The 14649-nt window shown below is 43.9% G+C and carries 12 protein-coding genes and 1 pseudogene; 8 read left to right on the top strand and 5 right to left on the bottom strand.

What is annotated here, in order from left to right:
* From ABR397_RS17905 to ycaO, 5 genes and pseudogenes are all read right to left on the bottom strand, one after another.
* Positions 1–372, bottom strand: a pseudogene (locus tag ABR397_RS17905) (DUF4225 domain-containing protein); the annotation flags it as partial.
* Between the two features lie 314 nt (positions 373–686).
* A complete protein-coding gene (pflA, locus tag ABR397_RS17910; protein ID WP_350306916.1) occupies positions 687–1427 on the bottom strand; it encodes a pyruvate formate lyase 1-activating protein in 741 nt (246 codons plus the stop codon).
* Positions 1428–1501: 74 nt separating this feature from the next.
* Positions 1502–3784, bottom strand: a complete 2283-nt coding sequence (gene pflB / locus ABR397_RS17915) for a formate C-acetyltransferase (protein WP_350306917.1) — start codon at positions 3782–3784, stop codon at positions 1502–1504.
* 56 nt (positions 3785–3840) lie between these two features.
* On the bottom strand, positions 3841–4698 hold the full coding sequence (focA, locus tag ABR397_RS17920; RefSeq protein ID WP_350306918.1) for a formate transporter FocA: 858 nt from the start codon (positions 4696–4698) through the stop codon (positions 3841–3843).
* 317 nt (positions 4699–5015) lie between these two features.
* A complete protein-coding gene (ycaO, locus tag ABR397_RS17925; protein WP_350306919.1) occupies positions 5016–6779 on the bottom strand; it encodes a 30S ribosomal protein S12 methylthiotransferase accessory factor YcaO in 1764 nt (587 codons plus the stop codon).
* 139 nt (positions 6780–6918) lie between these two features.
* Here ycaO and ansB point away from each other — a divergent pair, with 139 nt between their 5' ends.
* The 8 genes from ansB to ihfB all read left to right on the top strand — a co-directional run bounded on the left by ansB (position 6919) and on the right by ihfB (position 14637).
* Positions 6919–7962, top strand: a complete 1044-nt coding sequence (gene ansB, locus ABR397_RS17930; RefSeq protein WP_350306920.1) for an L-asparaginase 2 — start codon at positions 6919–6921, stop codon at positions 7960–7962.
* A gap of 158 nt (positions 7963–8120) precedes the next feature.
* The gene (locus tag ABR397_RS17935) at positions 8121–8396 is read left to right on the top strand and encodes a type II toxin-antitoxin system TacA family antitoxin (RefSeq protein WP_350306921.1); all 276 of its coding nucleotides are present in this window, start codon (positions 8121–8123) and stop codon (positions 8394–8396) included.
* Positions 8397–8403: 7 nt separating this feature from the next.
* Complete coding sequence (locus tag ABR397_RS17940) at positions 8404–8895, top strand: GNAT family N-acetyltransferase (RefSeq protein WP_350306922.1); 492 nt, start codon at positions 8404–8406, stop codon at positions 8893–8895.
* Positions 8896–9060: 165 nt separating this feature from the next.
* The gene (gene serC, locus ABR397_RS17945) at positions 9061–10149 is read left to right on the top strand and encodes a 3-phosphoserine/phosphohydroxythreonine transaminase (protein WP_350306923.1); all 1089 of its coding nucleotides are present in this window, start codon (positions 9061–9063) and stop codon (positions 10147–10149) included.
* Positions 10150–10275: 126 nt separating this feature from the next.
* Complete coding sequence (aroA, locus tag ABR397_RS17950) at positions 10276–11562, top strand: 3-phosphoshikimate 1-carboxyvinyltransferase (RefSeq protein WP_350306924.1); 1287 nt, start codon at positions 10276–10278, stop codon at positions 11560–11562.
* 181 nt (positions 11563–11743) lie between these two features.
* Entirely contained in the window at positions 11744–12436 is a 693-nt protein-coding gene (gene cmk / locus ABR397_RS17955; protein ID WP_350306925.1) for a (d)CMP kinase, read from the top strand.
* A gap of 172 nt (positions 12437–12608) precedes the next feature.
* On the top strand, positions 12609–14282 hold the full coding sequence (gene rpsA, locus ABR397_RS17960) for a 30S ribosomal protein S1 (RefSeq protein ID WP_023044853.1): 1674 nt from the start codon (positions 12609–12611) through the stop codon (positions 14280–14282).
* A gap of 70 nt (positions 14283–14352) precedes the next feature.
* Complete coding sequence (gene ihfB, locus ABR397_RS17965; RefSeq protein ID WP_021325190.1) at positions 14353–14637, top strand: integration host factor subunit beta; 285 nt, start codon at positions 14353–14355, stop codon at positions 14635–14637.
* The last annotated feature ends 12 nt before the right edge of the window (positions 14638–14649 follow it).

Genomic DNA, 14649 nt, shown 5'->3' on the forward strand with positions numbered 1-14649 from the left:
TTTAGTATTCTCATCTGGCGTTTTTTTCTTTACAACGATAACTTGCCTTACTCTCTTTTGAGAAAGCATTGCATCCTGTTTTTCTAACGATCGCATTTCTTCATCCAATGAAGCTATTGCCTCAGAGATTGAAAGCTCCCCGGTATTTATCTTTGCGGTGATATCTTCAGAATAAGCAATAACTTCATGAATAAAATGGTCTTTAGCCAGGCTCCATTTCATATATTTGTTGGCAACTCTATCCATGAGCACCATCAACTCATTTTGTTTATCCATCTGAATTTTTAGAAGTTTCCTTTCTTCATTGGTACTATTATCAAAGTACCCTCTGGCCCAAGGGTTCCTTTCATAGAATTCATCTAAAGTGTCCATGACAAACAACCTGTTTCTTTGAAGCTTAACTTAATATAGTGCGATGTACTAAAAATATACCATGCAAATCATAAGTCAATATTTATTTTTGCCTATAAGGATATTTTCTTAAGCGTGTTTTAGACGCAGGAGTGTTAGTATAATTATATCAATAGCAATTCTTTGGTTATTTCCTGAATGCATTTTTGTCTTTCGAAGAAATTATGCTTGAATTGATAGATGTTTCTTTTTTATTTTAATCTTGAAAACCGGACTAATCCGATTTTCAGTTTTACTGTACTTCACATTTCATTTCAGGAATGGGGGTAAGAAATTCAATACACAACCTTTTGCCCATAACTTTCCAAAATACCTTTAACTCTGTCCATTGTCTCTTTTGCAGGAGGTTTAACACCTTCCAGCTTATATTCCTCGCCTAGGGTAATCCATTTATGCTTACCCAGTTCGTGATAGGGCAGAAGTTCAATTTTCTCAATATTTTTCATATTCCTGGTAAATTCACCCAGCATATGAGCGGATTCCTCATCATCAGACCAACCAGGAACGACAACATAACGAATCCAGGTTTTTTGATTACGTTTAGCCAGATAGCGGGCAAACTCCAAAGTTCGGTGATTTGAAACTCCAACCAGCTGTTGGTGGATTTCATCATTGATCTGTTTTAAATCAAGCATAACAAGATCAGTTGCATCCAGCAGTTCATCAATAATCGGATCATAGCGGCGGACAAATCCATTGGTATCAAGACAGGTATGAATACCTTCGGTATGGCAAGCTCTAAACCAGTCACGTACAAATTCAGCTTGAAGAATGGCTTCACCACCCGATGCGGTAACGCCGCCGCCTGAGGCGTTCATAAAATGACGATAGGTTGTTGCCTCTTTCATCAATTCTTCGACAGTGACTGCTTTACCACCGTGGGTATCCCATGTATCGCGGTTATGGCAATAGAGGCAGCGCATCAGACAGCCCTGAAAAAAGACGATAAACCGGATGCCTGGGCCATCAACAGTGCCACAGGATTCGGAAGAGTGGATACGGCCAAGTACGGACATAACAGGATTGCTCCAAAACTGACGGGATAAATGAATAAAGGCCCCAGCATTCAGGGCCTTTTGGCAACACATGATTACATAGATTGCGTGAAAGTACGGGTGATAACATCCCGTTGCTGTTCTTTCGTCAGTGAGTTGAAACGCACAGCGTAACCCGATACCCGAATGGTTAATTGAGGATATTTTTCAGGGTTTTCCATTGCATCCAGCAACATGTCTCGGTTCATTACGTTGACGTTCAGATGTTGACCACCTTCAATTGCTGCTTCGTGGTGGAAATAGCCATCCATCAAACCTGCCAGGTTAGTTTTACGCGCTTCATCATCTTTACCTAACGCATTCGGCACGATAGAGAAAGTATAAGAGATACCATCTTTTGCATAGGCGAATGGCAGTTTAGCAACAGAGGTCAGAGAAGCGACGGCCCCTTTCTGATCACGGCCGTGCATTGGGTTAGCGCCCGGCCCAAATGGGGCGCCAGCGCGACGTCCATCAGGTGTGTTGCCGGTTTTCTTACCATATACCACGTTAGAAGTGATGGTCAGAACGGATTGTGTCGGTACCGAGTTACGATAAGTATTCAGTTTCTGGATTTTTTTCATGAAACGTTCAACCAGATCACAGGCGATATCATCAACGCGGGGGTCGTTGTTACCGAATTGTGGGTATTCACCTTCAATGTTGAAATCAACAGCTAAACCCTCTTCGTCACGGATCGGAGAGACTTTGGCATATTTGATTGCAGACAACGAGTCAGCAGCGACAGACAGACCGGCGATACCACACGCCATAGTACGGTAAACATCACGATCATGCAGCGCCATCAATGCCGCTTCATAGCTGTATTTATCATGCATATAGTGGATGATGTTCAGTGCGGTAACATACTGTTTTGCCAGCCAATCCATAAAATGATCCATACGGGCCATCACTTTGTCGTAGTCCAGGACTTCATCTTTCATTGGCGCTTCTTTTGGGCCAACCTGCATTTTCAGTTTTTCATCCACGCCGCCGTTGATTGCGTACAGCATAGTTTTCGCCAGGTTTGCGCGGGCGCCGAAGAATTGCATCTGTTTACCCACGATCATCGGGCTGACACAACAGGCGATAGCGTAGTCATCATTGTTGAAGTCAGGACGCATCAGATCATCGTTCTCATACTGTAAAGAGGAGGTGTCGATGGAAACTTTTGCGGCGAACTTTTTGAAACTTATAGGCAGTTTTTCAGACCACAGGATAGTCATGTTGGGTTCGGGCGATGGACCCATGGTGTATAAAGTGTTCAGGAAACGGAAACTGCTTTTCGTCACCAGAGTACGGCCATCCACTCCCATACCGGCCAGAGATTCTGTTGCCCAGATTGGGTCGCCGGAAAACAGTTCATCATATTCAGGCGTGCGCAGGAAGCGAACCATACGCAGTTTCATGACCAGATGGTCGATCAATTCCTGAGCTTCGATTTCTGTCAGTTTACCGGCTTTCAGGTCGCGTTCGATGTAGATATCCAGGAAACTGGATACGCGCCCGAAGGACATAGCGGCGCCATTCTGAGATTTAACCGCCGCCAGATAAGCGAAGTAAGTCCATTGCACCGCTTCTTTAGCGTTAGTTGCGGGACCAGAAATATCATAGCCATATTTAGCGGCCATCTCTTTAATCTGGCTCAGAGCGCGATGCTGTTCGGCAATCTCTTCGCGTAACTGAATGGTTATCGCCAGATCTTCGCCGTTTTCTAGTTTTTCCTGCAACGAATTGAATTGGGCGAATTTATCATCACGTAGATAGTCGATACCGTATACCGCAACTCGGCGATAGTCACCAATGATACGACCACGGCCATAAGCATCAGGCAAACCTGTTAGCACACCGGATTTCCGGCATTTCAGAATATCTGGCGTGTAAACATCAAACACACCCTGGTTATGTGTCTTACGATATTCAGTGAAAATTTGTTTCAGTTTAGGATCGAGTTCACGGCCATAAACTTTACATGATCCTTCCACCATTTTGATGCCGCCAAATGGAATCAGAGCGCGTTTCAGCGGGGCTTCGGTTTGCAGGCCAACGATAGTTTCCAGATCTTTTTCGATGTAACCCGCATCATGGGAAGTAATGGTAGCAGCGACATCAGTGTCAAAATCAACCGGCGCATGAGTACGGTTTTCGATTTTGATACCTTCCATGACTTTTTCCCACAAAGCATCGGTTGCTTTGGTAGAGCTTGCGAGGAAAGATTCGTCACCCTCATATGGCGTATAGTTTTTCTGGATGAAATCACGAATATTGACTTCGTTTTGCCAGTCACTCTGATTAAAACTTTGCCATGCTACAGAGAATTTTTCATTTAACTCAGTCATGATACGTCTACCTTATTTAATAATCGAACTTTTGAAAAATCAGGCGAGGGAGCTAATTAATATTTTTGCTCGCTACGCAGATAAATTAACCAGTAAGTCAAACCCACTAAAACTGCGCCACCGATAATGTTACCAATAGTGACTGGAATTAAATTGTCAGTAATAAAGTGTGAAATAGTGAGTTGAGAAAATTGTTCAGGTGTTGCTCCCACATTGCTCCAGAATTCGGTTGGTGCGAAATTCTTAATAACAATAGCAAGCGGAATTAAAAACATGTTAGCAATACTGTGCTCAAAGCCGCTGGCGACAAACATGCCTACGGGTAAAATCATGGCAAATATTTTGTCCAGTAAGCTACGTCCGGCATAACTCATCCAAACGGCGAGACAAACCATCAAGTTGGCAAGAATGCCTAAGAATACAGCTTCAATAAAAGTATGGTGCACTTTATGATCAGCAGTTTGTAATACATTCAGGCCCCATAATCCGTTAGCAACACGATATTGACCGGCAAACCAGATAATAGCGACAAAAAATAACGCACCAATTAAATTACCAAAATAAACGTTAATCCAGTTTTTAAACATTTGATGCCAGGTTATACGCCCGGTTGCTTTGGAAATAATCGTCAGTACGGTGGAAGTAAATAAATCTGCCCCACAAACCACAACTAACATTAACCCCAGTGAGAAACAGATTCCGCCGACTAATTTAGCTAACCCATAAGGGACAGATTCAGTTCCTGTGGTAGCGGTAATGTAAAAAACAAAGGCAATAGAAATAAAAAAACCGGCAGTTATTGCTGATATATAGGTGATTGCAGGATGTTTGGTGGTTTTATAAACACCAACATCGTCAGCGAATTTTGCTATTACCGCAGGCGATAATAAATTAAAAGGGGTGTCAGCTTTCATACTAACATTCTCTTTATGATTAATTAGTTATGGTACGTAACGATAATAACAAAGGCATGAGGATGTAAACTTGATATAGATCATAATCCTCAGAGAGTGAACGTTGTTTTGGGATGTGAATTGGTTAAAATCTCCGTTAATTTATTGATTTTAATAAAATAAAAAAATTTTAAAAATTATTGATTTTTTTTATTTAATCACTAGAGGGAAGTTTGGTAAGTAAAATAACAGGTTAAATTGTTATTTATTTGTTGTTTTAAATAAATTGAATTTAACCTGTATTTTACCTTTAATGAAAAATTGTCTTTTCTACAATTTTATTTTGCGTTCCAGAAATCACGTTTTGCTTTTTGCAGTTTCTCATAAGCGGCTAATAAAGCCTGATGAGCGGATAGTGATTTTAAATCTGCATCGACTGACCACAAGCCGTAAAAACAATTTTCACCAGAAATAGCCGCTGAAGCTGCTTCAACCGCATCCTGTCCGTACATTTTTACGCATGCTTGGTAATATTGTGCCGGCTTTTTATCTGCTTTCTGAGCAAGTAAAAGCAGTGTTTGCAGACAGCGATAATAGTTAGCCCGTTCAGCCGTAAAGACTGAGGCGTTAAAATCCAGAGTCCATTCTACCCAAATCAGCGCTTGTTCCAGATCACCGGCCGCCAGCGCCAACATGGATTTCAGTTCACTAATACGTAAATTGCTCCAGCCATTATCTTTACCAACAGCAATGCCAAGCAGTTCACGGACACGGGTAAAATCGTCCAGATCTTCGTCATCTAATTGCTTGAGCAGTGCCAGATATTCCTCCGGTTGCCATTGACTACCCGGTAGCGCGAGTAAAGTTTCACGTAGATGAACCCCCATGGTGTTATTGGCAATATGCAAATCTTCCACGGGATAAATATCAGACATACCCGGCACCAGAATACGGCAGGCATAAACACCAAGGTGTTCGTAGTCAGCAATATAAACTTCCGCACCCAGCTGTTTGAAGATAGCCATCAAAGTGGCAAATTCTTCTTCTGTGGTGCCGCTGAAATTCCAGTCAGCAAATGCATAATCAGCATCTTGTTTGAATAAATCCCAACTGATTAATCCGCTCGAATCAATAAAGTGGGTCTCCAGATTGGTATGTTCCGCAACTTCTTCATTATCGAAAGTGGGGGCATTGAACACATCCAGATCTTTTAGACTGCGGCCCTGCAACAGTTCGGTAACTGTACGTTCCAGTGCCACGCCAAATTCAGGATGAGCGCCAAAAGAGGCGAAACAGGTGCCATTATTGGGATTAAACAGAACCACGCAAATAACCGGGAATTGCCCACCAAGAGAAGCGTCGTAACAGTAGAGCGGGAAGCCTTCATCCTGTAATTTATTAACCGCTTCAACAACCCCAGGATAACGATTCATCACTTCTTGGGGAATTTCCGGCAGGCTGATGCCTCCGGCGATAATCCGGTTTTTTACATAGCGTTCAAAAACTTCTGATAACCCCTGAACTCTGGCTTCATTGACTGTATTGCCTGCTGACATACCATTGGAAACATAAAGATTGCCAATAATATTCATTGGAATATAAACGGTATGATGATCAGATTGACGGGTAAATGGCAGTGAGCAGATCCCGCGCTCTTCATTACCTGATTGCAAATCAACTAACTGACTTGCACATAAATCATTCTCAGGATCGTAAAACTGACGTAACCGGGTATCCAGAATACCTTCCGGCAGGGAATTATCTTCTGGTAGAGCAAACCATTTCTCATTGGGATAATGGACAAAATCACCGTTAGCGATAGCTTGTCCTAAGTAGAAATCAGCAAAAAAATAGTTGGTTGACAAACGTTCAAAATATTCCCCTAAAGCAGAAGCTAAAGCGGCTTTTTTACTTGCGCCTTTGCCATTGGTAAAACATAAAGGGCAATCGCGGTCGCGGATATGCACTGACCAGACATGAGGGACCGGATTCAGCCAGGAGGCTTCTTCGATATTAAAGCCAAGATGTTGCAGTTTTTGCTGAAAGCTATTGATTGAGTCTTCCAGCGCGGCGTCTTTGCCGGGAATAAAGGTTTGCGTCATGGTATTCACTTATGGGGGCTCATTACAGAACGCTCATCATACGAGTTTTTTTTCAGTAGCTAAAGTCTGGTATGCATCGCAGATTTACTGATATTATCATTCATAATCAAATAGGATATTTTTTATTAAGGAAAGCAGTATGAAAAAGATGAAACACACAGCTTTAGCCAGTTTATTGGCATTAATCAGCGGTTCAGCTATTGCTTTGCCAAATATTACGCTTTTAGCAACAGGAGGAACGATTGCAGGCGGGGGCAAATCTGCAACAGAATCCAATTATGTTGCTGGAAAAGTTGGGATTGATGTATTAGTCAATGCTGTTCCTGAAATCAAAGATATCGCCAACCTGAAAGGTGAGCAGGTGTTTAGTATTGGCTCACAAGATATGAATGATCAGGTGTGGCTGACACTGGCGAAGAAAATCAACGCAGATTGTGACGAGACTGATGGTTTTGTTATCACCCACGGTACAGACACGATGGAAGAAACGGCTTACTTCCTCGATCTGACGACCCAATGCCAGAAACCGATTGTGATGGTTGGCGCAATGCGCCCATCTACGGCGCTTGGCGCTGATGGTCCATTGAATCTGTATAACGCTGTGGTGGTTGCGGGTGATAAAGAATCAGCCAACCGTGGTGTGTTGATGGCAATGAATGATGCTGTTATCAGCGGGCGTACTGTGGTGAAAATGAGTACGACGGAAGTTCAGGCGTTCCAGCCAATTAATGCCGGTGCTGAAGGTTTTGTTCATAATGGCAAAGTCAATTATTACGCTGAAGCGAAGCCGAAAGCGGATAAGGCTATTTTTGATATCAGTAAATTGGATAAGTTGCCAAAAGTCGGGATTGTTTATAACTATGCGAATGCTTCTGATCTGCCAGCGAAAGCACTACTGAGTGATGGCTATCAAGGGATTGTCAGCGCAGGGGTGGGTAACGGTAATATGTACAAAACGATTTTCGATACCCTGGCTAAAGCCGCTAAAGATGGGGTTGTGGTCGTGAGAGCAAGCCGTGTACCGGTGGGTTACGTGACTCAGAATGCGGAAGTGGATGATAGCAAATATGGTTTTGTCGCGTCTGAACGCTTGAATCCGCAAAAGGCCAGAGTGCTTTTGCAATTAGCCCTGACTAAAACTCATGATCCGGTAAAAATTCACGAGATGTTTGTTAAATATTGAATGAATTCCGGGATAACAGAAGGGCGCATGAGGGTGTGAAATGCGCCCTGATATTTCTTGCTTGAGCAATTGCTTAACAGTGGTAGTGTTCTGTCCAAAAAGTGGTTAAGATATTACTCGTACGGAAATTTACCGTACGATTTTAGTTGAGGTGTATTATGGCTACTTCCACAGCCCGTTTTGAGGCGCGCATGAGTCCTGATCTACATGCCCTGATTAAACGTGCCGCTGAAATTCAGGGACGTACTATGACTGATTTTGTCGTGTCTGCTGCACAAGATGCCGCGCGGCGCGCGATTGAGCAATCAGATGTACTCCGTTTGTCTCTGGCTGATCAGACATGTTTTGCGCAGGCGTTACTGAATCCACCGGAACCTACTCCGGCGCTTGAGCGTGCATTCGCACGTCGCCGCTCTCTGTTACGATCAGAATGAGTTCCTGATGTTTAATGTTATGCAACTCAACGAAGAACACGATCGTGATTCATTCTACAGTGGTTCAGAACCTCTGGATGGTTACTTTCAGAGACAGGTTGGTCAAGATGTTAGGCGCCGTGTAGCAGCTTGTTTTGTTGTACTTCATGATCACCGTGTGGCCGGATATTATACTCTGGCTGCTGCCAGTATACAGTTGACCGACCTCCCGGCGGCCATGATCAAGACACTGCCACGATACCCAACAGTGCCGGCAGTGCGGATGGGGAGGTTAGCCGTTGATCGGGCATTCAGAAATCAGGGATTAGGTGGAGCGTTGCTGGCCGATGCTCTTGAGAGAACCATTCGTTCCGAAATTGCGTCTTATGCACTGTTTGTTGACGCAAAAGATGATAATACAGCGCAATTTTACCAGTATCACGGTTTTATTGCTTTACCCGATTCGCCATTTAAGTTATTCCTCCCTCTAACGACGGTGAATAAAAAGGAGAAAAAATAAGAAGTTCACCTGTGATAGCGCTGAATGAACAAGTTTATTGGCTATTTTTGCGATAGTTTTGATCAACGTTTGAATAACCATTGCAGCAATGAAAGGGGAATGATACAACCGATATATCAGATTCTTATTGTTATTATTATCATTTCGTCAGATGGAGTGAAGTAAATGAGTCAGGTATATAATTTCAGTGCAGGCCCAGCAATGTTACCAGTTGAAGTATTGCGCAGAGCAGAACAAGAGCTTTGTAACTGGCATGGTATCGGGACTTCGATTATGGAAATCAGTCACCGCAGTAAAGAATTTATCTCTGTAGCAAAAGAAGCTGAACATGACCTGCGGGATTTATTGTCAGTACCTGAAAATTATAAGGTATTGTTTTGCCACGGCGGCGCTCGCGGTCAATTTGCTGCTATCCCAATGAACTTTCTGGGTGACAATGTTAAAGCTGATTATATTGATGGCGGTTACTGGGCGGAATGTGCAGTCAAAGAAGCAAAAAAATATTGCACGCCGAATGTGATTAATATCAAAAACGAAATTAATGGCTTGAAAGGCGTTAAACCAATCAGTGAATGGTCATTAAGCAATGATGCGGCGTATGTCCATTATTGCCCGAATGAAACCATTGATGGTATCGCCATTCATGAAGATCCAGATTTTGATGATAATAAAGTTATTATTGCGGATTACTCTTCCTCAATTCTTTCCGGGCCGTTGGATATCAGCCGTTATGGTATGATTTATGCGGGAGCGCAGAAAAATATTGGTCCGGCGGGGCTCACACTGGTTATTGTTCGTGAAGATTTATTAGGTAAAGCCCGCAAAGAAACACCGTCTATTTTTGACTATACCGTTCTGGCGGAGTATGACTCCATGTTCAACACACCGCCAACTTTTGCTTGGTACCTCTCCGGCTTGGTCTTCAAGTGGCTGAAAGAGCAAGGCGGGGTGCAAGAGATGGCAAAACGTAACCAAGCCAAAGCCGGGCTGCTTTATCATGCCATTGATAACAGTGATTTCTATCGCAACCAAATTGCCCCTGAAAATCGTTCCCTGATGAATATACCGTTCCAAATGGCAGATGCTTCACTGGACAGCAAATTTCTGGCAGAAGCAGAGGCGCAAGGATTGCAGGCACTGAAAGGACACCGTGTTTCCGGCGGTATGCGTGCTTCTATTTATAATGCTATGCCGATAGAAGGCGTTCAGGCTTTGGCTGATTTTATGGCTGATTTTGAGCGCCGTAACGGCTAACTTGCCAACTATGACCGGGAACAGATGCTCCCGGAATATTCAGGGTTAAGGAAATATTTCCAAACGTAAAAATTACTCACTTATACTTAAAAATAATTTAATTGAGAATCGGAGATCCTGTTATTTATGCAATCCCTGACGCTACAACCTATTTTCTCCATTAATGGAACTATTAACCTGCCAGGGTCAAAAAGCGTTTCCAACCGTGCACTATTACTGGCGGCTTTGGCCAAAGGCACAACTTGTCTGACTAACTTGCTGGATAGTGATGATATTCGCCATATGCTCAATGCCTTGACGGCATTGGGGGTCAGTTATCGTCTGTCTGATGATCGTACCTGTTGTGAAGTTGACGGTATGGGTGAGGTGATTACCGGCAAAGGGCCGGTGGAACTGTTTCTTGGCAATGCCGGCACCGCAATGCGCCCATTGGCTGCTGCTTTATGCCTTGGCAAAAATGACGTCATTCTCACTGGCGAACCCCGGATGAAAGAGCGCCCGATTGGTCATCTTGTGGATGCTTTGCGTCAGGGGGGCGCGGAAATTGATTATCTGGAGCAGGAAAATTATCCGCCGTTACACATTAAAGGCGGTTTTGTTGGCGGTAAAGCGACCGTAGATGGTCGTGTTTCTAGTCAGTTTCTGACTGCGTTGTTAATGACTGCGCCATTGGCGGAAAATGACTCTGAAATTCATATTCAGGGTGAATTGGTTTCCAAACCTTATATTGATATCACTCTGGCGCTAATGAAAAGTTTCGGAATTACCGTAAGTCACGATCAATATCAGGTTTTCCATATTAAAGGCCGGCAGAAATACCACTCTCCCGGCCACTATCTGGTTGAAGGTGATGCGTCTTCTGCCTCCTACTTTCTGGCGGCGGCGGCAATCAAAGGTGGCAGTGTGCGTGTGACTGGAATTGGCAAAAACAGTCTTCAGGGGGATACCAAATTTGCCAATGTCCTGGAAAAAATGGGGGCGAAAATTCGCTGGGGTGATGACTTCATTGAATGTGAACGTGGTACTCTGACTGGCATTGATATGGATATGAATGCGATCCCTGATGCTGCAATGACAATCGCGACGACCGCGCTGTTTGCTGAAGGGGAGACGGTTATTCGCAATATTTACAACTGGCGGGTGAAAGAGACTGACCGGCTCCATGCAATGGCAACTGAATTGCGTAAAGTGGGTGCGGAGGTGGAAGAAGGGGAAGATTACATCCGGATTATACCGCCACAAAGATTACGACCGGCAGAAATTGGCACCTATAATGATCACCGGATGGCAATGTGCTTCTCACTGGCGGCCCTGTCTGATACACCGGTTACTATCCTCGATCCCGGTTGTACAGCAAAAACCTTCCCGGATTATTTCAATCAATTGGAAAGATTAAGCCGGCGGAAGTCATAACTGGCGATGATTATGACTCAATAAAGCGTATTTCTTTGATCAATACCTACTTACCGTAGAATCCGCTTATGCCGCTTCCTTTTTGATGGCGTATAATAAACTACAGATTATTGATTGTTTTATTGAGTAAATATTCAGCATCCGGCGAAGAATGAATTCGCCATGCGAAAGGAGAATAATAATGGTGGCGATAGCCCCAGTAGTAACTGTTGATGGGCCAAGTGGCGCGGGTAAAGGCACTTTATGTCAGGCACTGGCGAAAGCTTTAGGCTGGCAATTGCTTGATTCAGGCGCTATTTATCGGGTATTGGCGCTGGCGGCGATTCATCATCAGGTGGATATTCGGTCCGAAGACGCGTTAGTTCCTTTGGCGGCTAATCTTGATGTCCGTTTTGTCCCGGAAGAAGGGAAGTTAAATGTGATACTTGAAGGTGAAGATGTCAGTAATGAAATTCGTACCGAAACGGTGGGAAATACTGCTTCACAGGCAGCCGCTTTCCCCCGGGTTCGTGAGGCGTTGTTACGGCGTCAACGTGCTTTTCGCATTGCTCCGGGTTTGATTGCTGATGGTCGGGATATGGGAACGGTGGTGTTTTCTGATGCGCCGGTGAAAATATTCCTTGATGCCAGCGCGGAAGAACGTGCGCGCAGACGTATGCTACAGTTGCAGGAAAAAGGCTTTAGTGTTAACTTTGAACGTCTTTTATCCGAGATACAGGAACGCGATTATCGCGACCGTAACCGGACAGTTGCACCGTTAGCGCCCGCTGAAGACGCATTAATATTGGATTCAACCAGTATGTCTATCGAAGAAGTTATCGATAAAGCGCTAAATTATGTGAAAAAAACACTTTCATTACCTAAGCAATTTTAAGTTTTTAGCTTATAATTGATGGTGATGTACTGAAAATTAGGTACGTGGGCTAATAAAGTTTTCCCACAAACCAAACAACCTTGTCATAGGGAATAGTGACAGGGCATGTAAAACAACCCCATTCGGCGGGAAGCTAAGTGGACGTTAAATTGAAATTTTGAAGATCATTAACATGACAGAATCTTTTGCTCAACTCTTTGAAGAATCCCTGCTATCTATTGAAACTCGTCCAGGTGCTATCGTTCGCGGCATCGTTGTTGCTATCGATAAAGACGTTGTATTAGTTGACGCAGGTCTGAAATCAGAATCTGCTATTCCTGTAGAACAGTTCAAAAATGTTCAGGGTGAGCTGGAAATCCAGGTCGGTGATGAAATTGATGTTGCGCTAGACGCTGTTGAAGATGGTTTCGGTGAAACTGTTCTGTCCCGTGAGAAAGCAAAACGCCATGAAGCATGGCTGATGCTGGAAAAAGCTTACGAAGAAGCAGAAACTGTTACCGGCATCATCAACGGCAAAGTGAAGGGCGGCTTTACTGTCGAACTGAACGGTATCCGTGCATTCCTGCCTGGTTCTCTGGTTGATGTTCGTCCAGTTCGTGATACAACTCACCTGGAAGGTAAAGAGCTTGAGTTTAAAGTCATCAAACTGGATCAGAAACGCAACAACGTAGTTGTTTCCCGTCGTGCTGTTATCGAATCTGAAAACAGCGCAGAACGTGATCAACTGTTGGAAAACCTGCAAGAAGGTATGGAAGTTAAAGGTATCGTTAAGAACCTGACTGACTACGGTGCATTTGTTGATCTGGGCGGTGTTGATGGCTTGCTGCACATTACTGATATGGCTTGGAAACGTGTTAAACATCCAAGTGAAATCGTCAATGTGGGCGATGAAATCGCAGTTAAAGTACTGAAATTCGACCGTGAGCGCACCCGTGTGTCTCTGGGCCTGAAACAACTGGGTGAAGATCCATGGGTAGCAATCGCTAAACGTTACCCAGAAGGAACTAAACTGACAGGCCGTGTAACTAACCTGACTGACTACGGCTGCTTCGTAGAAATCGAAGAAGGCGTTGAAGGTCTGGTACACGTTTCAGAAATGGATTGGACCAATAAAAACATCCACCCATCCAAAGTTGTTAATGTTGGTGACGTTGTGGAAGTTATGGTTCTGGATATCGACGAAGAACGCCGCCGTATCTCCTTGGGTCTGAAACAGTGTAAAGCTAACCCATGGCAGCTGTTTGCTGAAACTCACAACAAAAACGATCGTGTTGAAGGTAAAATCAAGTCTATCACTGACTTCGGTATCTTCATTGGTCTGGATGGCGGCATCGACGGTCTGGTTCACTTGTCTGACATCTCCTGGAACGTTACCGGTGAAGAAGCAGTTCGTGAATACAAAAAAGGCGACGAAATTGCTGCTGTTGTGTTGCAAGTTGACGCAGAGCGTGAGCGTATCTCCTTGGGCATCAAGCAACTGGCGGAAGATCCATTCAATAACTACCTGTCTGTAAACAAGAAAGGCGCTATTGTTAATGGTAAAGTTACCGCGGTTGATGCTAAAGGTGCCACAGTAGAACTGGCTGACGGCGTTGAAGGTTACTTGCGTGCATCAGAAGCTTCTCGCGACCGTGTTGAAGATGCAACTCTGGTTCTGAACGTTGGCGATGCAGTTGAAGCTAAATATACTGGTGTTGATCGCAAAAACCGTGTAATCAACCTGTCTGTTCGCGCTAAAGACGAAGCTGATGAAAAAGACGCTATCGCTTCTGTGAACAAACAAGAAGAGACAAACTTTGCTAACAACGCAATGGCTGAAGCTTTCAAAGCAGCTAAAGGCGAGTAATTAAAGTTAATAACGGTGGATAACACATCATATTAGTGTTATCCAAGTACGGTAGTTTAGGGAGGTACTAATGACCAAGTCTGAATTAATCGAAAGACTTGCTGGCCAGCAATCTCATATTTCGGCCAAAACCGTTGAAGATGCAGTGAAAGAAATGCTTGACCATATGGCAATAACGTTGGCAGATGGTGAGCGTATAGAGGTGCGCGGATTCGGCAGTTTTTCTCTTCACTACCGTGCCGCGCGCGTAGGTCGTAACCCCAAAACGGGTGATAAAGTAGAACTGGAAGGTAAATACGTTCCCCACTTTAAACCTGGCAAAGAGTTACGTGATCGCGTGAATATCTACGATTAAGTTTGAAGATAC

Source organism: Photorhabdus viridis (genome assembly GCF_040256935.1).
In the GTDB taxonomy this organism is placed as follows: Bacteria; Pseudomonadota; Gammaproteobacteria; order Enterobacterales; family Enterobacteriaceae; genus Photorhabdus; species Photorhabdus viridis.

Excerpts from the sequence above, each read along its gene's own strand:
- pflA (WP_350306916.1), bottom strand. The coding sequence starts at position 1,427 with ATGTCCGTACTTGGCCGTATCCACTCTTCCGAATCCTGTGGCACTGTT.
- pflB (WP_350306917.1), bottom strand. The coding sequence starts at position 3,784 with ATGACTGAGTTAAATGAAAAATTCTCTGTAGCATGGCAAAGTTTTAAT.
- focA (WP_350306918.1), bottom strand. The coding sequence starts at position 4,698 with ATGAAAGCTGACACCCCTTTTAATTTATTATCGCCTGCGGTAATAGCA.
- ycaO (WP_350306919.1), bottom strand. The coding sequence starts at position 6,779 with ATGACGCAAACCTTTATTCCCGGCAAAGACGCCGCGCTGGAAGACTCA.
- ansB (WP_350306920.1), top strand. The coding sequence starts at position 6,919 with ATGAAAAAGATGAAACACACAGCTTTAGCCAGTTTATTGGCATTAATC.
- ABR397_RS17935 (WP_350306921.1), top strand. The coding sequence starts at position 8,121 with ATGGCTACTTCCACAGCCCGTTTTGAGGCGCGCATGAGTCCTGATCTA.
- ABR397_RS17940 (WP_350306922.1), top strand. The coding sequence starts at position 8,404 with ATGTTTAATGTTATGCAACTCAACGAAGAACACGATCGTGATTCATTC.
- serC (WP_350306923.1), top strand. The coding sequence starts at position 9,061 with ATGAGTCAGGTATATAATTTCAGTGCAGGCCCAGCAATGTTACCAGTT.
- aroA (WP_350306924.1), top strand. The coding sequence starts at position 10,276 with ATGCAATCCCTGACGCTACAACCTATTTTCTCCATTAATGGAACTATT.
- cmk (WP_350306925.1), top strand. The coding sequence starts at position 11,744 with ATGGTGGCGATAGCCCCAGTAGTAACTGTTGATGGGCCAAGTGGCGCG.
- rpsA (WP_023044853.1), top strand. The coding sequence starts at position 12,609 with ATGACAGAATCTTTTGCTCAACTCTTTGAAGAATCCCTGCTATCTATT.
- ihfB (WP_021325190.1), top strand. The coding sequence starts at position 14,353 with ATGACCAAGTCTGAATTAATCGAAAGACTTGCTGGCCAGCAATCTCAT.